The 22,007-nt window shown below is 44.5% G+C and carries 20 protein-coding genes; 5 read left to right on the top strand and 15 right to left on the bottom strand.

Annotated elements, in window-relative coordinates; translation table 11 throughout:
* Nucleotides 1–97: 97 nt before the first annotated feature.
* From A6D97_RS18000 to nrdD, 5 genes are all read right to left on the bottom strand, one after another.
* Complete coding sequence (locus A6D97_RS18000) at nt 98–1,705, bottom strand: ABC-F family ATPase (RefSeq protein WP_083190248.1); 1,608 nt, start codon at nt 1,703–1,705, stop codon at nt 98–100.
* Nucleotides 1,706–2,029: 324 nt separating this feature from the next.
* Nucleotides 2,030–2,716, bottom strand: coding sequence for an ATP-dependent zinc protease (locus A6D97_RS17995; protein WP_017069095.1), 687 nt, complete (start codon nt 2,714–2,716; stop codon nt 2,030–2,032).
* A gap of 11 nt (nt 2,717–2,727) precedes the next feature.
* Nucleotides 2,728–3,912: an amino acid aminotransferase gene (locus A6D97_RS17990; protein WP_048612657.1), complete on the bottom strand. Its 1,185-nt coding sequence runs from the start codon at nt 3,910–3,912 to the stop codon at nt 2,728–2,730.
* Nucleotides 3,913–4,177: 265 nt separating this feature from the next.
* Nucleotides 4,178–4,645 carry an anaerobic ribonucleoside-triphosphate reductase-activating protein gene (nrdG, locus tag A6D97_RS17985; protein WP_017064571.1) on the bottom strand — a complete coding sequence of 156 codons (468 nt, stop codon included), beginning with the start codon at nt 4,643–4,645 and terminating at the stop codon, nt 4,178–4,180.
* A gap of 155 nt (nt 4,646–4,800) precedes the next feature.
* Nucleotides 4,801–6,921: an anaerobic ribonucleoside-triphosphate reductase gene (gene nrdD / locus A6D97_RS17980; protein ID WP_017064570.1), complete on the bottom strand. Its 2,121-nt coding sequence runs from the start codon at nt 6,919–6,921 to the stop codon at nt 4,801–4,803.
* Nucleotides 6,922–7,224: 303 nt separating this feature from the next.
* On the opposite strand from nrdD, the gene A6D97_RS17975 reads away from it, so the two are divergent.
* Nucleotides 7,225–8,100, top strand: a complete 876-nt coding sequence (locus A6D97_RS17975) for an endonuclease/exonuclease/phosphatase family protein (protein ID WP_065584946.1) — start codon at nt 7,225–7,227, stop codon at nt 8,098–8,100.
* Between the two features lie 163 nt (nt 8,101–8,263).
* On the opposite strand, the gene A6D97_RS17970 is transcribed toward A6D97_RS17975, so the two are convergent.
* From A6D97_RS17970 to A6D97_RS17950, 5 genes are all read right to left on the bottom strand, one after another.
* Nucleotides 8,264–8,695 (bottom strand): YeeE/YedE family protein, encoded by a 432-nt coding sequence (locus tag A6D97_RS17970; protein ID WP_016787649.1) that lies wholly within the window; start codon nt 8,693–8,695, stop codon nt 8,264–8,266.
* A complete protein-coding gene (locus A6D97_RS17965; protein ID WP_010429747.1) occupies nt 8,695–9,156 on the bottom strand; it encodes a YeeE/YedE family protein in 462 nt (153 codons plus the stop codon). Before A6D97_RS17965 ends, A6D97_RS17970 begins: the two co-directional genes overlap by 1 nt.
* A gap of 202 nt (nt 9,157–9,358) precedes the next feature.
* Complete coding sequence (locus A6D97_RS17960) at nt 9,359–10,591, bottom strand: glycosyltransferase (protein WP_065584945.1); 1,233 nt, start codon at nt 10,589–10,591, stop codon at nt 9,359–9,361.
* 97 nt (nt 10,592–10,688) lie between these two features.
* Nucleotides 10,689–11,153, bottom strand: a complete 465-nt coding sequence (locus A6D97_RS17955; protein WP_029235379.1) for a GNAT family N-acetyltransferase — start codon at nt 11,151–11,153, stop codon at nt 10,689–10,691.
* A 22-nt stretch (nt 11,154–11,175) separates the two neighbouring features.
* The gene (locus tag A6D97_RS17950) at nt 11,176–12,273 is read right to left on the bottom strand and encodes a ketoacyl-ACP synthase III (protein ID WP_065584944.1); all 1,098 of its coding nucleotides are present in this window, start codon (nt 12,271–12,273) and stop codon (nt 11,176–11,178) included.
* Between the two features lie 122 nt (nt 12,274–12,395).
* On the opposite strand from A6D97_RS17950, the gene trxC reads away from it, so the two are divergent.
* Complete coding sequence (gene trxC / locus A6D97_RS17945) at nt 12,396–12,830, top strand: thioredoxin TrxC (RefSeq protein WP_017060125.1); 435 nt, start codon at nt 12,396–12,398, stop codon at nt 12,828–12,830.
* Between the two features lie 102 nt (nt 12,831–12,932).
* On the opposite strand, the gene A6D97_RS17940 is transcribed toward trxC, so the two are convergent.
* Together A6D97_RS17940 and A6D97_RS17935 are read right to left on the bottom strand one after the other, a co-directional pair.
* On the bottom strand, nt 12,933–14,612 hold the full coding sequence (locus A6D97_RS17940; RefSeq protein WP_065584943.1) for a GMC family oxidoreductase N-terminal domain-containing protein: 1,680 nt from the start codon (nt 14,610–14,612) through the stop codon (nt 12,933–12,935).
* The gene (locus A6D97_RS17935; RefSeq protein ID WP_065584942.1) at nt 14,605–16,209 is read right to left on the bottom strand and encodes a long-chain fatty acid--CoA ligase; all 1,605 of its coding nucleotides are present in this window, start codon (nt 16,207–16,209) and stop codon (nt 14,605–14,607) included. Before A6D97_RS17935 ends, A6D97_RS17940 begins: the two co-directional genes overlap by 8 nt.
* A gap of 369 nt (nt 16,210–16,578) precedes the next feature.
* On the opposite strand from A6D97_RS17935, the gene A6D97_RS17930 reads away from it, so the two are divergent.
* On the top strand, nt 16,579–17,604 hold the full coding sequence (locus A6D97_RS17930; RefSeq protein ID WP_017069105.1) for an AraC family transcriptional regulator: 1,026 nt from the start codon (nt 16,579–16,581) through the stop codon (nt 17,602–17,604).
* Nucleotides 17,605–17,661: 57 nt separating this feature from the next.
* Here the strand turns inward: A6D97_RS17930 and A6D97_RS17925 are convergent, their stop codons facing one another.
* Nucleotides 17,662–17,901, bottom strand: a complete 240-nt coding sequence (locus tag A6D97_RS17925) for a hypothetical protein (protein WP_017060129.1) — start codon at nt 17,899–17,901, stop codon at nt 17,662–17,664.
* Between A6D97_RS17925 and A6D97_RS17920 the strand changes: the two genes are divergently transcribed.
* Nucleotides 17,873–19,024 (top strand): MFS transporter, encoded by a 1,152-nt coding sequence (locus A6D97_RS17920; protein WP_029235229.1) that lies wholly within the window; start codon nt 17,873–17,875, stop codon nt 19,022–19,024. The genes A6D97_RS17925 and A6D97_RS17920 overlap by 29 nt on opposite strands.
* Nucleotides 19,025–19,158: 134 nt before the next feature.
* On the opposite strand, the gene A6D97_RS17915 is transcribed toward A6D97_RS17920, so the two are convergent.
* A complete protein-coding gene (locus A6D97_RS17915) occupies nt 19,159–20,052 on the bottom strand; it encodes an AraC family transcriptional regulator (RefSeq protein ID WP_065584941.1) in 894 nt (297 codons plus the stop codon).
* Nucleotides 20,053–20,102: 50 nt separating this feature from the next.
* Between A6D97_RS17915 and A6D97_RS17910 the strand changes: the two genes are divergently transcribed.
* On the top strand, nt 20,103–21,500 hold the full coding sequence (locus tag A6D97_RS17910; RefSeq protein WP_065584940.1) for an MATE family efflux transporter: 1,398 nt from the start codon (nt 20,103–20,105) through the stop codon (nt 21,498–21,500).
* A gap of 108 nt (nt 21,501–21,608) precedes the next feature.
* Here the strand turns inward: A6D97_RS17910 and A6D97_RS17905 are convergent, their stop codons facing one another.
* Nucleotides 21,609–22,004 (bottom strand): nitrous oxide-stimulated promoter family protein, encoded by a 396-nt coding sequence (locus A6D97_RS17905; RefSeq protein WP_017060975.1) that lies wholly within the window; start codon nt 22,002–22,004, stop codon nt 21,609–21,611.
* Nucleotides 22,005–22,007 lie beyond the last annotated feature (3 nt).

The raw sequence follows: 22,007 nt of genomic DNA, 5'->3' as shown, positions 1-22,007 counted from the left end.
TACATAGAAAAGCCCCGAACATATTAATGTTCGGGGCTTTTTTGTTTGTTAGTTTCGCTGGCTTTTAGTCGTTCACGACCTGAGCCAGCGACTTGCTTTATAAGCTAACCATCAGCATCTTTTTCTGGTGATCTAAGTACTCTTCATAAGTACCTTGGAAGCTCACTAGCTGTTGATCTTTTACATCGATGATGTGTGTTGCTAATGAAGAAACGAACTCTCGGTCATGGCTTACGAAGATAAGCGTGCCAGTGTAAACCTTCAACGCGTCGTTCAGGGCTTGGATTGCTTCCATGTCCATGTGGTTGGTTGGTTCGTCCATTACAAGCACGTTGATGTCTTGCATCATTAGCTTGCCGAATAACAGACGGTTCTTCTCACCACCAGAACAGTTACGCGCTTTTTTGTTCGCATCGTCAGCAGTAAACAATAGGCGACCTAGAATGCCACGTACCATAAGGTCATCGTGCTTCACTGTGCGCCATTGAGAGATCCAATCGAAGATGCTCAGGTCGTTGTCAAAGTCAGTCGTGCTATCTTGTGCGCAGTAGCCTACCGATGCGTTTTCAGACCATTTAACGATACCTTCGTTTTGCTCTAGTTCTTGAACTAGGCAACGTAGCAGCGTGGTTTTACCCACACCGTTCTCACCGATAACAGCAAGACGTGTGCCCGCTTCAAGCAACAAGTTACCACCAGCAAACAGTGTTTCGCCATCGAAGCCGTGACTAAGCTCTTTAAGTTCAAGCGCTTGACGGTGTAATTTCTTACCTTCGCCAAAATCAATAGATGGGCTCATACGGCTCGATGATTTCACTTCATCAAGCGTGATCTTATCCATTTTCTTGGCACGAGAGCTTGCTTGTTTTGCTTTAGATGCGTTAGCACCAAAACGGTTTACGAAATCTTGAAGCTCGCTGATTTCAGCCGCTTTCTTAGCGTTGCTTGCTAAAAGCTGTTCACGAATCAAGCCAGATGCTTCTAGGAAGTACTCGTAGTTACCAGGGTAGACACGTAGCTCACCGTAGTCGATGTCTGCCATGTGTGTACACACAGAGTTCAGGAAGTGTCTATCGTGCGAAATGATGATCATTGTACATTTACGCTGGTTTAGCTCTTCAGCAAGCCAGTTGATCGTGTGAATGTCCAAGTTGTTGGTTGGTTCATCAAGAAGCAGGATATCTGGGTTTGCAAACAGAGCTTGTGCCAATAGCACACGCAGTTTCCAACCTGGAGCTACTTGCTGCATCAAGCCGAAATGGAACTCTTCTTCAATACCCGCTTGAATTAGGATGTCGCCAGCACGGCTTTCTGCTGTGTAGCCATCCATTTCCGCGAATTCACTTTCAAGTTCTGCGACTTTCATGCCGTCGTCTTCGCTCATTTCTGGCAAAGAGTAAATGCGGTCACGTTCTTGTTTTACTTCCCAAAGTTTTCTGTCGCCCATGATCACAACGTCGATAACGCTGTACTGTTCGAAAGCGAACTGATCTTGGCTTAGCACACCCAGTTTTTCTCCTGGAGTGATAGAAACGTTGCCCGAGCTTGGCGTTAATGCGCCACTTAGGATTTTCATGAACGTTGATTTGCCGCAACCATTAGCGCCGATCAAACCATAACGGTTGCCGTTACCAAATTTAGCAGAGATGTTTTCAAACAGCGGCTCTGCGCCAAATTGCATTGTGATGTTCGCGGTAGATATCAAAGAACTAATTCCTAAGCGTGTACTGACAGATAATTATTAGGCTATTTCAAGAACCTAAATAAGAAGTACGAAAGTATGGATTAAACAAAAATCGAAGCGCGGATTATATAGAGATCTCGATCACGTTGTCGAGGCTAAACAGTAAACGAATAGTAAACATAGACCATTTAGATGCTTTTCATACGTTATGGGGTGTAAATAAAAAAATCCCCACCAGCAGAACTGGTAGGGATTTCATTTATCAACACTAAAAGTCTTTTAAGCTCGTCACCTTTGAAACTATAGCTCTTCAAAACGAAAAGCTTTGATGACGAGCAGAACTTGTTATTTAGTAATTTTCTTCTGAACGTATTTTTTGCTCACGTCGACAACCGCAACATCTCTAAAGAAGCTTCTACCCAACAGAAGTGGGAAAGAAAGATGCGTTCGGTCGGCTAGCGTAAATTCAGTTTTGTCTTTTAGATCGCCAATTTGAATCGAAGCTACAACCACAGCGCGTCGTTGTGTGCCTTCTGCGCTTGATTGCTTGATCTTAACCCAGCGTTCTACTGGTAAGCTGATCTCTTCAGTTGTAATTCCGTCGTGTTCAATCTTGAACTTAACCCAGTCTTTGCCGTCACGTTCAAAATCAACAATATCAACTGCACTGATTGAAGAGGTTGTTGCACCGGTATCGACACGTGCTTTAAACGCTTCTTTTAAACCAGGAACAAACACCCACTCTTCTTCACCAAGAATCAGTTTGCCGTCACTTGTTTTTCTAACCTTCTCTACTGGTTTTTCAACAGGTGCAGGTTTTACTTCCGGCTCAGTTGGTTTTACTTCTTCAGGCTTCTCAGTAGGTTCCGTTACTTTCTCGCCTTCTGTTGCGTCAGTTTTTGAAGAGTCATCCACAACAGGTTGTTCGATTTGAGGCTTTTGCTCTGGCTCAACAGGAGCTTGAGTTGTAGCCGAACAAGCAAACAGGCCACCACTTAGCATTAAAACTACAATCGCTTTCCAATTATACATTCAGTCACCTTCTATTTTGAAACGTTTGCTATCGCTTTTGCTACATAAGGAATATGAGATTCGGAAAGGCCTGCGATATTGATGCGTCCATCACCAACACCATAGACTCCATATTCTTCACGTAATTGATTCATTTGAGTTTCTTTAAAGCCTAGTACACTAAACATGCCTTTATGGCTTTCAATGAAGTCAAATTGTGACGTGTTATAAGTATTTCGCAATTCATCACATAAACTTTGGCGCAGATTTAACAAACGTTGCTGCATTTCACTCAATTCTTGCTTCCAAATCGAGGTTAGCTCTTGATTCTGAAGAATTGTTTTAACCAAAGCTGCACCATGATCTGGCGGCATTGTGTAAGTTGAACGAGCAAGCGTTAGAAGCTTACCTTTAGCATTGCCAACGTGTTCGCTGTTTTTGCCAATCACGATAGCGGCACCCGTTCTTTCACGGTATAAACCGAAGTTCTTCGAGCAAGATGTCGTAATCAACATCTCTTCGACGTTGTTAGCCATGTGTTGAAGACCTTTTGCGTCTTCTTCTAAGCCATCACCAAAGCCTTGGTAAGCAATATCAACGAACGGCAAGAAGCCATTTTTCTGCGATAGTTTGGTAATTTCCTGCCACGCTTCAAAGTTGATATCCGCACCCGTTGGGTTATGACAGCAACCGTGCAGTAGTACCACATCTGATGGACCCGCTTTTGAAAGGTCATCCAACATTCTTGCAGTATCAACTTGCTTCGTTTCAGGACTGAAGTAATTGTAATATCGAACTTTTAAGCCTGCCGCTTCCATCACCGGTTTGTGGTTAACGTAGCTTGGGTTTGAAATCCAAACCGTGGTGTCTGGTTGAGAAACTTTCATTAAGTCACCCAACATGCGAAGTGCACCACTTGCACCCGGTGTTTGAATCGCAGCAACGCGATCCATTGCAGAAGTCCCTTTAAGCAGCAGATCAACCATGCTCTGGTTGAACTCTTCACAGCCTGCTAGGCCAACGTAAGCTTTGGTTTTCTGCGTTTCAACAACGATATCTTGAGCCATAGAAACGGCTTTCATGATCGGAGTTTCGCCTTGATCGTTTTTGTAAACGCCAATGCCTAAATCGACTTTATCAGTACGAGTATCGCCGCGGTAAGCAACAGAAAGAGATAGAATTGGATCTAAAGTTGGTTTTGGTAGATGTGAAAACATGAAAGTCACAACCCTTTGAAATTCAAGTAATGGCCTCCAAGTTATCATTTTATTTACAATTTAAGAAACAGAAATTCATCAAAGTTTTGATTTTTAGGAGATAACTCTAGTTGAGACTGGTGCAATCTAATATTCCCTATTCCATATAGTTCAATATTCAATCAATTTACAAATTTAGAACGTCATAAAATAAAAAAGCCTCAACAGAGAAGCTGAGGCTACTAATTTGCACTAATGTAGGTTGACGTTAACTAACGAAAGTCTACTAGAGTCGGAACCGATGAATAATTTGGTTTGAACTACCACGCCAATCCAACATTGGATCCGCTTTATCTTGCTCAAAACGACCATCAATCAAAGTATCAACATATTCAAGTACTTGCCTCTGCTTTTCGTCGAGTTCGTCGAGCTCGTAGCCCGTCCACATCCAGATGTCTTTGCCTTCACATTCTGCTTTTACACGCTGAACAAGCTTAAGCACTTCAGACACGTTTGCAGGATGCAAAGGATCACCACCAGAAAGCGACAAGCCACGACGCTTAATTCGCGGATCATTGAGATCAGCGATAATGTGGTCTTGCAGTTCTTGAGTAAACAAATGCCCAGAGTCCAACCTTTGCGTCGATTGGTTATAACACCCGCGACACTGGTGTACACAACCCGACACAAACAAAGTGCAGCGTGTTCCAGGGCCATTTACAACGTCGATTGGGTGATATTGGTGATAATTCATAAGGCAGTATTGAAAACTCGTGATTACTTAATAGTTTGAGAAGATGTGTTGTAAAAGCTGAAACGAAAGAATTGGTATCGACATAACGCCGATACCAATCATATTTCTTGAAACGTAGCTCTTCTAAATAAGCTAGCTAATAATCTTAGAGCTTACTAAAGATGCTTCACTCGGCGTTTAACTTCTTCTTGCTTACCGAAGTTAAATGGTCGTGCATCTGGGCTACCAAGGTAACCACAAACACGGCGTGTTACCGATACTTTGGTTGAGTCGTGGTTGCCACACTTAGGACACGTAAAGCCCTTACTAGTACAGTCAAATTCACCGTTGTAACCACATTCGTAGCACTCATCAATCGGCGTATTTGTACCGTAGTAAGGAACACGTGTGTAGCTGTAGTCCCATACGTTTTCTAGTGCTTCGATGTTCTTCTGCATGTTCGGGAACTCACCGTAACAGATGAAACCACCACTAGAGATTTCAGGATAAGGCATCTCAAAATCGATCTTGTCGTATGGGTTCACTTTCTTCTGCACGTCTAAGTGAAAGCTGTTGGTGTAATAACCACGGTCTGTTACGCCATCAATCACACCAAACTCTTTGGTGTCGATGCTGCAGAAACGACTACATAGGTTTTCACTTGGTGTGCCGTATAGGCTGAATGCATAACCTGTCTCTTTGGTCCAAGATTCTACTTCACGCTTCATGTACTCCACTAGCTCAAGCGCTTTAGCACGCATTTCGCCGTCGTCGTACAAGTGAACGTCTGTGCCGTAAAGCGCAGTCATTGCTTCGTGGATACCGATGTAACCAAGAGAAACAGACGCACGGCCGTTCTTGAAGATGTCTGCAATAGAGTCGTCTGCTTTCAAGCGAACGCCACACGCACCTTCCATGTATAGGATTGGAGCAACACGCGCTTTCACGTTTTCTAGACGAGAAATACGAGTTTCTAATGCACGACGAGCCAGCTTGAGTTTATCATCAAGCAGTTCGTAGAACTTAGCCATATCTTGTTTTGCGTTAATCGCAATACGTGGCAAGTTCAAGCTAACAACACCTAAGTTGTTACGGCCTTCGTGAATCAACTCACCATTTTCTTCGTAAGTATTCAAGAAGCTACGACAACCCATAGGAGTTTTAAATGACCCTGTCACTTCTACTACTTTGTCGTAGTTAAGAATGTCTGGGTACATACGCTTAGACGCACACTCTAGCGCTAATTGCTTGATGTCGTAGTTTGGATCTTGCTTCTGGTGGTTCAAACCATCTTTGATCGCAAATACCAGTTTAGGGAACACGGCTGTTTTACGGTTCTTACCCAAACCTGCAATGCGGTTTTTCAAGATTGATTGCTGAATCAATTTCGAGCCCCAGCTTTCACCTAAACCAAAACCAAACGTCACGAATGGTGTTTGTCCATTAGCGGTGTGCAGCGTGTTTACTTCGTACTCCAGAGATTGGAACGCGTCGTAACACTCTTTCTCTGTGCGAGAGATAGCAAAAGCTTCTGGGCTATGAATGTCCCACTCTTTCGCTAGCGATAAGTGCTTCTCGTAGCTCGCCATAACGTAAGGTTCAAGAACCTCATCGATGCGGTTAATCGTTGTGCCGCCGTAGATGTGACTCGCCACTTGCGCGATGATCTGCGCGGTTACCGCTGTCGCCGTAGAAATAGACTTAGGTGTGTCGATTTCCGCGTTACCCATCTTGAAGCCATGCGTTAACATGCCTTTCAGATCGATAAGCATGCAGTTAAACATTGGGAAGAACGGTGCGTAGTCTAGATCGTGGTAGTGAATATCACCACATTCGTGAGCATGTACGATATCACGTGGCAAAATGTGAGTTTTTGCATAGTGTTTAGCCACGATACCCGCCAGCAGGTCACGCTGAGTTGGGATTACTTTGCCATCTTTGTTCGCGTTTTCATTGATTAGATCAACGTTGCTTTCTTCGATCAAACCTTCGATCTCACGAGTTAAAGCGCTTTGCTTCTCACGGGCGATGTCGCGGTCATGACGATATTCAATGTAGGCACGAGCCAGAGACTTGTATGGTCCCTGCATTAGCTCGTTCTCGACCATGGTTTGAATTTCAGAGATATGAACTTCATCGTAGTCTTCGAGCTTCAACTCAACTGCTAATGCCACATTCAGTGCATAAATAGCAATTTCCTTATCGGCTTTGTCTGATGCTGCTTCCACTGCAGCTTGGATGCGATCTCTACTGAATGGAGCTCTTGAGCCATCACGCTTGATTACGATTGATTTCACCACTTCTCCTTACTCTTGAGGTATTCACAGACTTATCCACAAACACACTATATAGAGCGATTTATCGTTTAACTAACACTAGATATTGTGGCGTATTTAACGAGAACCACCAACTTTGAGTATTGATTTGGATCAATAAAAAGAGAACGCTGACTAAGATCAATTCAATATTATTACGCTAGTTCTCAAGTCGAAAAGAAACAATGTAACAATAAAAAAACTCCTAAAAAGAGTTGAATTTTTGGTAAGTGTTGTAGGATAACGGCTCATCAATATTGGCAGACAAAATTAGGGATATTTGGCATGAAACGACTTCAAAACTGGATAATGTTAGGCTGCTTACTCAGTAGCCAGACATTTGCTGAACCTTTGACCATATCCAGTTGGAATATCGAATGGTTATCAACCAACGAGGCTGTGAATAAGTTTTCTGACAAACGTGATCAAGCTGATTTCGACAAACTCGCAACTTATTTTCAATCCTTAGACGCAGACGTGGTTGCGTTTCAAGAAGTCGATAACGTAAATGCCATTCAGCGTGTGGCTGGTGATCAATACAAGATATTGATGTCTGACCGGGCACTATCTAAGAACAGCAACCGCCAATTTAAAGAAGTGAACCAATACACGGGATTTGCAGTTCGTAAAGGAGTAGCCCTCACCGACTACGCTGACTTTCCGCTTGAAACCACATCCAACAGTAAACTTAGGTTTGCCAGCTATATCGTTGTAGAAAAAAACTTTAAACCCATTCACATGTTGTCTGTGCATGTAAAGGCAGGTTGTAGCGGAGCGTATAAGTCCAACCGCGATTGCTCTCGTTTAAAAGAGCAAGCTCAGCAACTGAACAAGTGGATAAAGCAAAGAGAGCGCAATAACGAAGACTACGCCATTCTTGGCGACTTTAACCATAACCTCGCTTACTCACGAGATTGGATGTGGAAAGAGTTATCACAATATACTGATGCGCAGTTAGCGACACGAAAGACCCGTGCAGATTGTAAGGTACGCTCTAACCGCAACAATTATCGCACACATCAGTTCCGCTCTGTTATTGATCATATTGTGGTGAGTGAGTCGCTAAATGCTTCTCCTGCAAAGCAGAAGGTATTTGAAACACAAGATGTTCTGGACTACAAACTCAGCGACCACTGTCCAGTTTCAACGACTATTAAATAGTAGATTTTAGATAACAGCAGATTGTAGATAACTGAAAATAATAGAAACAGTAAATATAGAAAGAGGCTGACTGACTTTCGTGCTGAAAGCGAGTCAACCTCTATGCTTGGTCAGCTCAGAACGGATAACGTCAAAGCCAATGTAATCAGCTATAAGCTTGCTACTAACACGTTTTGTTCATACGATCCGCCAGCCACATTCCCACCAGCATGCTTATCATAAACACCCACACCGTCGGGTTGCCGCCACTTAGGCTGGTTACCGCAGGGCCTGGGCAAAAGCCTGCAATCCCCCAGCCTAAGCCAAACGCTGTAGATCCAAGAATCAGCTTTCTGTCTATTAACGGATTGTTACGGCTATCTAACGGCTCGCCATTGATGGCTTTAGCGCGCTTTTTAATGACCAGATGATAAAACGGTGCAAAGACCAATAGCGCGCCACCCATGACGAATGCCAAACTAATGTCCCAGTTACCGGTAATGTCTAAGAAGCCGAGTACCTTCTCAGGATCAACCATCCCTGAGATGATCATGCCAGAGCCAAAAAGAATACCTGCGACCAAACCGATAACGATAGTAAATGAAGCGTTTTTCATTATGCCCCCAAGCCAGTCAGATTCTTGATAAACACGGTTACGATTGCCACACCCATAAATACACAGGTCGCAACAATAGAACGTTTAGATAAACGCGCCATTCCGACAATGCCATGCCCGCTAGTACAACCGTTCGCTGTTTTAGTACCAAAGCCCACCAGAAGGCCAGCAATAATCACTAAAGCGAGATTCATCTCTTCTAACTGCGGAAGTTGGTAGCCCGTCGGAATTAATAGCCAACCACTTGCGACCATTCCCACAACAAAGGCGATACGCCAGTGTTTTTCGGTGTTTGCTGTATCCGCATCTTTACGTTCTTTGTTGCTGGTGCCAGTTGGCAATAATCGGCTGACAATGCCACTAATGCCAGCAACTCGACCAATCCCCAACATTAAAACAATGGCCGACACGCCTAACAACATGCCGCCGAAAAAAGCATCCCAAGGAATCAAACTAAGCACAAACCTCTCCTATCCACAAACATCATAAACTCATAACAACCTATAAATTAGAGTTTACTAATAAATATAAATTAGTCAATGCTAATGTACTGCGAGTATGTGTCGTTTTGTAAGTTTGGAATTAATAAGCGCCCTGCATGAAAAAAGCCCCTAGGTGTTAACCTAAGGGCTTAAGATTTATTCTGTCTTTGGTAAAGAACAGCTATTTGACCTTGTTCTTCTCAGCAATCCATTGCGACATGTACTTAGTGCTCGCCATACTATGGTGCTTAAGCATTGAACCAAAGAAATTATTCAGTCGATGCGCATCAAGCTCAGAACCTAGCGCAGTCAGTCGCTCGATCAATTTGCCGCCCAGTTGATTCTGTTCATAGTGCGCTTCAAGAATTGAATGACATTGGCTTTGAGCTTTAAGCCATTTCTTTTCATCTTTATAAAGAGCGACAGCTTGTTCAACAAACTCATCAATATCATCTGACACTGCACCCGGCCATTGCAGTTCACCTTGCGGTAGCATGCCTTCACTGCCGATCTCGCTGGTTACATTCGGAGTTTGCAGCTTCATCGCATCAAGTAACTTGCCTTTAATGCCAGCGCCAAAACGTAATGGCGCAACACAAACACGTGCATCTTCCATCACTTCTTGAGCATCTTTAGCCCAACCTTTGATATGGAAACCGGTTTTTGGATTATGCAAAGCGGTTGCTTTCGGCGGCGGATAAGATCCGTAAATATGAAGTTCACTATCAGGCAACTGCTTACGAATCTTCGGCCAAATCTTCTGTAACTGAAGCACTGCATCCCAGTTAGGCGCATGTCTAAAATTACCTATCGTCATGAAATGCTTACGTTCTTCAAAGCTTTTCGTACTTTCAGGCAACGTGTTGAGATCAACCATGAACGGCAGGTGATGTAATAGTTTTGGATCGATATTGAACTCAGATTGGAGCAATTCCATCTCGTAACTTGAGATGATCAACGAAAGATCACAGCGCAGGATTGCAGCGATTTCACGTTTCGCCAAGTCACTGTACAGGTGCTCTTTCGTTAACTCTGTCTCTTTCTTAACAGCTTCATGTCGAGCATTGCGTAGGAATTGTAAATCTTCAGTATCCAGTAGCTTAAAGGCATTGGGACATACCTTCTCGACGCGCCAGCCGAATTGCTCTTCCATCATAAAACGGTCAAACATCACAACATCGGGCTGCAGCTCTTCAATGTAATCGTCAAAGCTATCGCAATTTAACTGTATAGATTGGCTTGTGATGCCCTCTTCAGAGAGATCAATCATGTGCTCGGTTTCTTGAGCGGGTGTTGCAAATTCAACTGACCAACCTTGTCTCTTAAATAGACGTAAAAGAGACATCATATGGCTGCCAGCCGCCGATGAATTCGGTTCTGGCCAAACGTAGCCAATTGCTAAAACTTTCTTCAAAATACTTCCTAAGAAATAACAAAAGGGCCACAGAAGCCCCTAATAAAACGTTAATCGAGTTATGCCGCTGATAATAATGGTTCTAAGAACTCAGCGATCAGATTCGTTCACCTACATTGCGAGCTATCATAAGCACTTCATCGGCTGAGTAAAAGTTTGAAATCGTGGTTTCGACTTGAGCGCCCAATGTCGACTGATAGAGCTTTTGTGCAAAGTTATCTGCTCTGGTGGTCACTAATACATGTTTTAGTGTCGAGCCCTGCTCTGATAGCTTCTGCTTCACTTGAGGCAAAGAGTCTAGAATCAGCTTTTTGCCCAATCCTTGCCCCTGAGCACTCGGTAACACAGCAAGTTGTTCTAGCTCCAAAACAGCTTCAGGCCTAAACCCACTCTTTTGAACCCAAATAATGTAGCCGACAATCTCGCCATCGCTTTCAGCAACAAAGTTAAGAAAGCGTGGCGCAGCATTTAAGTTACATTGTAACCAATTTTTTGAGTTTTGCTGTCGAACAAAAGTAGCTTGGTGAACTAAAGCCGCTCCATCGAGGTCGGCTTCTGTCATAAAACGAACTTGCGCCATGCTGCTACTCATTCTCAGAATTAGGACGCGTTTTACAGTGTAAAATGGCTTTCTCTAGAAGTTCTAATGCCGAGCTATCTGCTTCTGGAAGCTTAGCGTCCGATTGACCTAACGGCTCAACACGGCTACCCCACTTAATATGGCCTGCCCCCCAAGTTAAACCGGCACCGAATGCCGCCACAAGAATGTTTGAGTTAGGTTTAACAAAGCCTTGCTCTAACGATTCACACAATGCAATCGGCACAGTCGCAGCCGATGTGTTGCCGTAGTTTTGAATGTTCACAAACGCTTTCTCACGTTCAATGCCCGCCATATCACACAGAGTTTGAATAATTCGGATGTTCGCTTGGTGCGGAATCACAACATCGATGTTTTCAGTTGAGATGCCAGTGCGACTCAATACTGTATGTGCTGCAGCGCCCATTCCTTTCACTGCACGCTTGAAGATCTCTTTACCAACGAAATCAAAATCCCAGTAACCGTTATCAGCAGCAAAGCGGTCCATAGAAGTACCGAATTTTGGTACTGCTAGAATGTCACGGCCCTCTGCGTCACAACCGATTTGAGCTTCTTGTAAACCCACTTGCTCTTCAGTACGTGATAGAACCACAGCGCCAGCGCCATCACCGAATAGAACCGCAGTATCACGCTTGGTCCAGTCGATGAAGAATGAAAGACGCTCTGCACCCACAACGATCGCATTGCGGTAGTTGCCCGCTTGAATCAATCGAGTTGCTGTTTCAACACCGTAGATAAAGCCTGTACACGCTGCATTAAGGTCAAAAGCTGCTGCGCTCTTGATGCCTAAGTTCTGTTGAACTTTAGACGCGGCATTTGGAATAAGAGAGTCTGGACTGCACGTCGCTACGATCACAAGATCGATATCTTCGGCTGTTAAACCAGCACACGCCATTGCATGTTGAGCAGCAACGGTCGCTAGCTCAGAGGTATTTACATGACTGATACGACGATTTTCGATACCAGTTCGAGTACGAATCCACTCGTCAGACGTATCAATGAAAGTGCTTAAATCATCATTGGATAGCACGGCTGGTGGCAGACACTTTCCCCAGCCCGTAATTTCAGCGTAAAATTTTGTCATCATTTACCTGTTTATTGTTTGTTTTTATTTGAGTATCTTATTCTTGTTTTAAACAGTATAAGCGTTCCGTACATGATTCGTAAATCGCGTTAGGCACGGAGACGCAATAAAAAGAGAAAGTTATGTCTACATTCAACACACGTTGCCCTTCTTGCGGTGGCGTAAACCGAGTTCCTTCAGAAAGAATTTCAGAAAGCCCTACTTGTGGTAAGTGCAAAAACGCACTTCTAGACGGTGCACCAATCGAAGGTACGTCACTGAATTTCCAATCAATTTTGAACAGTTCACAGCCTGTCGTTGTCGATTTTTGGGCGACATGGTGCAACCCATGTGTAGGTTTCGCACCTGTATTTAGCGATGTCGCTAAAGAGCGCGCTGGCGATGTTCGATTTGTTAAAATTGATACCGAAGCTCAACAGCAACTGGCGGCTATGTATCAAATCAGAAGCATCCCAACGGTGATGGTGTTCAAGAACGGTCAACGTGTTGATACGATTAACGGTGCACTGCCAAAAGGTCAATTTGATCAGTGGCTTAATCAAGCACTAACTAAGTAATACTATTGGTTAAGCTATTGATTTAGCATTACTTAATTCTAAGTAAGCACACAAAAATAGGTTAGAGAGTCTTACCAAATCAAGACTATCTAACCTACTGTTTTATTTATGGTTATCACTTAACTTCTTGAATAAAACTACAGCTTCGCCTTTCGCTTGAATATTAGATTCTTGCTTGCCAAACCCGTATTGCTGTTTGATTTGATCTGCGACTTTCTCTGCAATCATAATGGTTGGTGCATTGGTGTTTGCCCCAATCAGTGTCGGCATCACAGAAGCATCAATGACTCTCAAATTATCCAATCCATAAACTTTGAGATCTTTATCTACCACAGCTAAAGAATCGCTACTAGGTCCCATTTTACAGGTCCCGATCGGGTGATACTGAGTGTCTGCACGATTGCGAATATCTTGCTCGATAGCCTTGTCATCACTGGCGTCCACAGGGTAGAAAGCATTGCCTCGGATATCATCAAACGCGGAACTCTCTAACATTTGATACTGCTTCTTCCAGCCCTTAATCATGATCTCCATGTCTTCAGGATGACTGAAAAACGCAGGATCGATCTTAGGCGGATCATAGGGATCATTACTATTGAGCGTTACGGTGCCGTAGCTCTTCGGTCGCAATAAGGTGACATGAGAGGTAAAGCCATGACTGGTATGAATTTTTCTAGCATGGTCATCTACAACAGCGACCACAAATACAAACTCTAAATCCGGTACAGCGATATGATCTTCGGAACAGAGAAAGCCTATTCCCTCTGCAAAATTACTGCTCATTTTACCGCGGCGTTCTTTGCGCCATAGTGGTAAGGCTTTGGTCATTTCAGAGGCCATTTGCAGCGAGATACCAAAAGTTTCACGCTTTTCACTGCATTTATACGAATGTACTAAGTCGATATGATCTTGAAGGTTCTTGCCCACTCCAGGTAATTCATGAACCTGTTCGATTCCATGTGTCTCTAGTTCAGTTTGAGCACCGACACCAGACAGTAACAGCAATTGGGGAGAACCAAACGCGCCAGCGGAAAGAATCACTTCTTTGTTGCATCGTATCTGATAACGCTTTCCGCTAGAACCATATTCAACACCAATCGCCTTCTTGCCTTCAAACAAAACCTTATGTGTGGTGGCTTTAGTCACGACCGTGAGATTCGATCGTGAAAGGTTTGGCGTTAAGTAAGCCTTGGCAGCACTGCATCGTTCACCATTCAGCTGTGTTACCTGCGTCGGCATCGCCCCAAACTGAGCAGCGCCGTTAATATCCTCATTGCGAGGTACACCTATCGATTCACACGCCGTTAAATAACGTTCCAACATAGGGCTTGGCGATCTAAGATTGGCCACATTAAGAGGACCACCTTGGCCATGGAACTCATCTTGGTGGACTTCGTTGTTTTCTGCTTTCTTAAAGTAAGGCAAACAGGATTCATAGTTCCAGCCAGCATTGCCCAAGCTTTCCCATCTATCGTAGTCATAGCGATGTCCACGAGCGTACATCATGGCATTGATAGAGCTAGAACCGCCAAGTGTCTTACCTCTAGGCTGATAGCCTTTACGACCGTTCAAACCCGGCTGTTCAACCGTTTCGAATGCCCAATTATTGAGTTTGGTTGGCATCATCGCCACCACGCCAACGGGTGTGTGAATGAATGGGCTGGTGTCTTTACCACCCGCTTCTAACAAGCAAACCGTCACATCAGGATCTTCCGACAGCCGAGAAGCCATCACACACCCAGCTGAACCACCGCCAACAATAATAAAATCATAACTATCCATTTGCCATCTCCGCTATTTCTAGTGGGTGTAACTCACGCTTCAAGATTTTTCCGGTTGCTGTCATGGGTAAGGCTTTACGAATGAATACCTTACGCGGGTATTTGTAGTCGGCGAGTTGCTCACGACACCATGCTATCAAGGCGGCACTATCACATTGCGTATGTTCGTGAAGAACCACATGCGCGTGGATCTCCTCGCCTAAATGTTCATGATGCTCGCCTACCACCGCGACCATTTCGACATCGGGGTGACACATCAACACTTCTTCGACTTCACGTGGATAAACGTTGTACCCACCACGAATAATCATGTCTTTAACACGGTCAACAATGAACAAATTGCCATGCTCATCGACGCGACCGATATCTCCCGTTAAGAACCAACCATCACGAATAGATTCAGCTGTCGCCTCTGGCCTTTGATAATAGCCTTTCATCACACTTGGGCTTTTAATGCAGACTTCGCCGAGTTCACCCATAGCGACAGAGTTGCCTTGTATATCAGTAATCTTGATGAGGTGGCCACATAAAGGCTGACCGACACTACCCGATAAACGATCGCCATCAATATGATTAAAGGTCGCAACCGGCGCCGTTTCCGAGAGCCCATAACCTTCTAAGACTGGTAATTCAAAACGAGATTCAAACTGTCGTATAACCTCAAGCGGCATAGAAGCACCGCCAGAAACACCTAACCTCAAGCTGTGTTTAACCTGTTCAGAGCGTTTGCTTGTGTTTTCTAAACTATCAGAAGACTCTTCTCCCGCCTTTAATAGCGCGATATACATAGTAGGAACACCCGCAAACACGCTGACTTTATGGCTAATGATCTGTTCAATAACCAATGACGGTTCAAAACGAGGAATCAACACCATGGTGGACCCTGTTAGCACACTCGCGTTCATCATCACCGTCTGACCGAAGCTATGGAATAAAGGCAGTGTAGCCATTGTGGTGTCGCTGTACTCCAATCTCATTAGATACTGTGACGACATCGCATTGGTTTGCATGTTGGTGTGGGAAAGCTCAGCCCCTTTTGGTTGACCGGTCGTGCCAGAGGTATAAAGGATCACAGCGGTATCATCGCCATGACAAGCCACAGACTCAAAAGGAGTAAAAGGTTGTGCCAACCAATCAGCGATTGATTCATGCTCCCCATTACTTTCTAAAGTAGTGTCTGTGTTTGTTGGGATAGGCATCTCGACAAAGTGTTCACAGTGGTTTGCCTGCTCAAAACCTTGTAAACCATAGCGACCAATTGGAAGCTCTTCACTGCCGTCAAAACATAAATAGGCCTTCGCGTTAGAGTCATTAAGGTGATAAGCGATCTCTCTGGCCTTGAATAGCACGTTCAAAGGCACGACTACACAACCCGCTTTTAGAATCCCGTAATAGGCTATCGGAAAGTAAGTCACGTTCGGGCATGACAACGCTACCTTATCTCCGTTCTGCAACCCAAGTCTTTTCAAGTTAGCAGCCACGTTTCCAGAAAGTTGTTCTAACTGAGAAAAACTGATTTCATCCGATCCCATACGCAGAGCGGCTTTAGTTGGAAAAAGCGAAGCGCTACGCTCCAAATTAACAGCAAGATTGTGCATCCATTATCTCCTTGTGCGGCTTAGACCTGTTTGTGACGGTCACCGTAGACGTTCTAATCGTTGTAATAAGTCTCTTTCTTGTCATCACGAGCCTGCACATTGGTGTGTCATGTAGATAAGAGTCGTTATTGAGCAAAATGTTTGAGACGCTCCAATGTGCAGCCCAATAAATTACAACATTTCGATAACATTTCGAACAGGTTTCAAAAAGACAAAAACCGGTGATATTCGGACACAGCCTGCGCTAGCCCAATAAAACCTTGCACACATAAACCAAAATTTGGAACAAGCTTGCGAAAGTGAGAACAAGCAACAGGCGTAAATGTTAAAAGTTCGGTTAAGATATCGATATTCAACAAGAGGCAGCTTATGGAATACACCGCAGTTTACGAACCCGACATGCAAGCATTCGGCATTCTGGATCTTCAGTTGCTGCATCGTTACCTGTCGCCTGTTCTCAGTATCGAAGAGTTGCTCGAAGGCAGTAACATCGATGCTCTCCAACTCAACACACCCGATACACACATCACTTTGGCGCAAAAGCTTGCTGTGTTCAGTAATGCGTTAGCGAATTCCAACGAAGACGGATTGGGGCTTAAAGTTGGCCAACAAGCGAGGTTCAGCGATTTCGGCGTGCTCGGTTATGCGGTGTTTAGCAGCGAAACACTACTCGATGCCTTTTTAATCGGGTTTAAGTATCTGCAACTTGCTGGCCCTGTCCTCAGGAAAACCATGTCTGTAGAAGACAACATTGGTTACTTTCGCGCAGAGCAACTTATCGAACTCGATTCTTTACTGCCCTTTTGTTGTGAATACTGGTTCGCAGCGATACACAGTTTGTGCGAAGAGGTCTTACAGCAGCCCTTTCCTTCTCAAGTGATCCGCTTCCCCTATCCAAAACCTGAATACGGCGATCTATACACAGAGATTTTCCGCTGCCCGGTTGAATTCAATAGTGACCGGCTTGAATGGGAGTTCGACGCAACCACCTTGTATTCATCTCTTCCTACCGCCAACCCCATCACTTTACAGATGTGCTTAAAATCGTGTGATGACATGTTGGCAAAAGTCAGTGCACCCAGTAGCCTCAAAGAGAAAGTCTCTCAGATGCTGATTGAAAGGCCAGGATGTTACCCTTCTATAGAATCCATTTCTTCAGAACTGGGCATGTCTTCTCGAACTCTGCGTCGTCACCTGAAAGCAGCGGATACGAGCTATCAGAAGATACTGGACCATGTTCGCTTTCACCTTTCCCGGCACTACCTTTCTTCAACTCGAATGAGTATTGAAGAGATATCTGAACGAGTTGGCTTTTCTGATAGCGCTAACTTTCGTCATGCCTTTCGTAAGTGGAGTGGTAACTCGCCACGTCAATACCGTAAAGAAACTGTCTAACACTTAAAATCCCACTCAATCCAAATCATAAAAAGACAATCACGCTGCAATCTTTTTCTAAATTAAACCACCAATGAACAACGGCTTAACGACTTTTTGCCCGCATAAAATCTCGCCAAACCACCAAATATCGCAACCGTATTTTAGTTTAGTTGGTCGATAAATTTCCTTTATCTTAACGACCATTTTTATTTGTTTTACCCAATTCAGTTTCTCCCCCATAGTCGCGGAAAATTCATCGTTTCTTTTACTATCAGAGGCTCCTGCATTGGACAACATCCAACCAACAACTCGCATAACTGTTCCTGTTATTGCATTGTCTTTTTACGCGATCGCTTCAGGCTACTTAATGAGTTCATTACCATTAATGCTGTCTGAGTATGGCTTAGACAAAGATCTATCGAGTTGGTTGGCGAGTGCATTCTATGCAGGTCTACTGGCTGGTACATTATTGATTGAACGTGCCATTGCGCGTGTTGGCCACAAAGATGCGTTCGTCATCGCATTGAGTGTGTTCATCGCAACGATCCTTGTATTGCCATTGATCCCACACCAAGCAGTATGGCTACTAGCTCGCTTTGTGGCTGGTGTGGCGGTTGCAGGTATCTTCGTGATTGTAGAGTCTTGGCTAATGAGCGGCGACGAGTCACAACGCGCAAAACGTCTCGCTATCTACATGTGTTCACTGTACGGCGGTTCTGCAGTTGGTCAGCTTGGTATCGGTTACCTAGGTATTACTGGTGGCGTACCTTTCATCGCAATGTTCACTCTTCTGTTTGGTGCGATCATTGTGCTGATGTACGGACAAGCAACTCCACCACAGATCCACGATGCGCAATCTTTGTCTTTAAAGCAGATCAGCAAATTAAGCCACAGCGCGCTAATTGGCTGCATTGTTTCCGGATTAACGCTAGGTGCGATTTACGGCTTGATGCCAGTTGAACTTGCTCAACGTAACATTGCACACGAAGACATTGGTGGTTTGATGGCTTTGGTTATCATGGGTGGTATGGCTGTACAGCCGATGGTGACTTGGTTATCTCACCACGTAGGACAAGTGTTATTAATGGCTCTGTTCTGCCTGCTAGGGGTTGCAAGCATTGGTGTGCTGACTATCAATCACGATTTCTACGTACTAGGCATGAGCTTGTTCGTATTAGGCATGGCCACATTTGCGCTATACCCAATCGCGATTAACTTAGGTTGCCGTAACCTTGACCCAAGCTACTTGGTGTCAGTGACTCAAATCATGCTACTTTGCTACAGCATCGGTTCTGTTGCGGGACCAATCGTTGCAGACAGCTTTATGGATTCACAAGCAGGATTGTTCACTTACCTGTTCGCGTCTCTACTTGCTACAACGATCTACATGTTGATTGCTAGCCTAAAGCGCTCTCACCTACAGATTGCAGGCGAGTAAGCTTAAATAGACAGACACTAGATGCGTGTCATTAGGGCTCCGAGTTCAGACTTTATGTCTAAGCGAAGGGCCCTTTTCAACTCATGCCTATATGTAACCTTCTTCTCCCACACTTCTCATTTCATCGTGCAAGGCTAACCAAGAAGTCGATGGCTCTTTCGATATTGACTGGGTGATAAACCGAAATGCTTTTTGAAGCGATGCGAAAAGTTATAAGGATCTTTGTAGCCCAAGCGATTAGCAATCATAGAAACTGACCAATCTTGATATTTCAACAGGCTGGTGGCTTTATCCATGCGTAATTGAATCAATTTACTGCGTGGCGACAGGTTAAATAGCGTCTTGGTGACTCGATTGAGCTGCTCTTCACTGATGAACACTCTTTCGGCCATCCCTGCCACTGTCCATGGCTGGTGCAGACTACTTTCAATTTCGTTATAGAGCGCTTGAACACGTGCAGTGGTGCTGGTCGACTTAGGCTCAAACCCCGTCAAGGTTCGGATAATTTCACTCAAGAGTAACTTACGGTAACTGGCTCTACCGCCTATCTCAAAGTAAACCAAGTTCATTAATGACCAGATCTGCTCACACTCTCCAAAAGGCACAATCCCCTGTCTTAAACTTGCTATGTGCTGCCATTGCTTGGTGTCAGGCGTCAGCATCCACGCCATTTTCCAATAATTATATTGAGGATCGAGTTCAAAACGAAATGGGGTTTCAGCAGGAAGCACCACGAGTGTATAAGGTGTAATCGCTTGGACCGATGTTGCGGTTGTTAGAATGCCGCCACCTTCCATAGTGAAAATCAACGTATGAACATTAACGGATTCGCGCTCAACCCAGTAGCCATCATATAGCTTCGCCATGCCGCCCATATAGACACCAAAGCTTTTCATCTCTGGAATATCTTCAACGGTCAAAAAACGTTCTTTGCACTGTTCAGCGAGAAAAACATCATCATGCCAAGTTGATTTTGGTCTCATTGAATCAATGACGGATTCGCACAGGTTTTGTTGTTTTTTAAACATGTTGTTACTTCGCTCAAATCACTATAGTTCTGCCATAAATCGGAGAGCTTATGACAACTAACATCAACCCTAACTCATCTATGAATAACAAGCCAGAGAGCATCTTACCTCGTATCGTTAAACTGGGTTTACCTGTTGCTTTACAAAGTGCGCTTGTCGCTATTCTTGCCCTTGCTGACGTATTAATGGTCAGTGATTATGGTATGGAAGCAGCTGCGGCTGTGGGAATTGCATCAAAATGGCACTTCGTTGCTATTATGATTATGGCAGGGTTGGCCTCAGCAAACGGAACATTAGTCGCTCAATACTGGGGAAAGAACGACCGAAAAAGCGCGCGAACGGTATCATCTATCGCAATGGTGTTTGGCTTAAAAGTTCTGCTGCCTGTTACTGCAATCATCACTCTTGGTTCTCAGTTTTTAATGATGTTGCAGACCAGCGATCAAACCGTGATTGAACTTGGCGCGACTTACCTGTGGTATGGATTCCCTGTTCTTCTTCTGACTCACATTGTGGTCGTGGTAGAAGCAAGCATGCGCTCATCAGGTGACACCGTAACACCACTATTGCTTGGTGCGGTCACGATTGCCCTCAACATCGCACTTAACTTCGTACTCATTAAAGGTGCCTTCGGTATTCCAGCGATGGGCGTTTCAGGTGCGGCATTGGCAACCACTTTAGCGCGCTTGATTCAAGTGGGTTTGATGTATGGCTATATGCGCATGCGTAAACACTGGTTGTTAACCACGCCTAGCTCACCACATCGTCCGTCATTATGGTTGTCTTACCGTCGTATTGCTTTGCCACTAACGATGAATGCCGTGTTATGGGCAATGGGTACTATGGCATACCAAATGATCTTCGGTCACATGGGCACAACGGAACTTGCTGTGTTCTCTATGCTCGCGCCTTTTGAGTCGCTGTGTTACTCGATATTCTTTGGTATTTCTGTAGCGTGTTCCGTGTTGCTTGGTCACTCACTCGGTCGTGATGAGTTTGATGACGCTATGAGTATGGGTCTGACGTTCATCAAAGCCGTGGTTGGTTTTGGTGCGGTTGTAGGCTTGCTATTGTTTATGGGTAAAGAGCACGTTCTGTCATGGCTAAACCTGACCAAAGACGCTTTATACCCGCTTGCTTCACCTGCGATGATGATCATGTGCTTTGCGGTCGTGATTCGCATGCTCAACATGGTGATCATTAACGGTATTATTCGTGCTGGTGGTGATAATGCGTTCTGCCTTCGCATGGATTTCATCGCGATGTGGATGGTGGGCATTCCAGTATGTGTTTACGGCGCGTTTGTCGCTGAATGGGACTTTAAATACATCTATGGTCTAATGTTGGTAGAAGAAGTCGTGAAATTGACCATCTGTTCACACCGTTATTTGAGCCGACGCTGGATCAACAACCTAACGGTGACCTACGAAGAGCCTCAAGCGGCGTAAGTTTCAGTTACCTGGCTATATTCAAACTTAGATAAAACGTATCTACATAAAAAAGGTCTGAGAAATCAGACCTTTTGCATTTCTTTAGAAATTACTTTAAAGCGCCACTTACTTCTTGTTCATTCGGATATGGCGGTTCGACACATTCGGCAACGGCTTTTCAGGCACTTTCCGTTTCTCATGAATCAGATGTCGAATCGCTAATATCGGATGCTTAAGTAGCATTCTTGGCCCGGCATAGCGCATCACCAATCGCATTTGCTCTTTCGGGTCTGGTTTATAGCAATGAATCGGACACTTATTACAGGTCGGTTTTGCTTCGCCATAAGGACATCTATCCAGTCGTGTTTCGGCGTAACGCAACAGTTGCTCACACTCCTCACATAACGCGTTATTCTGACGAACTTCACCGTGGTGATCTTTGCAATAGATGTGCACCATCGCAATAACGGTTTTGTACTCCGTTGCGAGCTCACCTTGTAGAATATTGTTATGTTGGAACATGTT

The sequence above is a fragment of the Vibrio sp. ZF57 genome, assembly GCF_001691235.1.
Lineage (GTDB): Bacteria > Pseudomonadota > Gammaproteobacteria > Enterobacterales > Vibrionaceae > Vibrio > Vibrio crassostreae_C.
The sequence above is the reverse complement of the archived record's forward strand: the minus strand, read 5'-3'. Positions and strand labels throughout refer to the sequence as shown.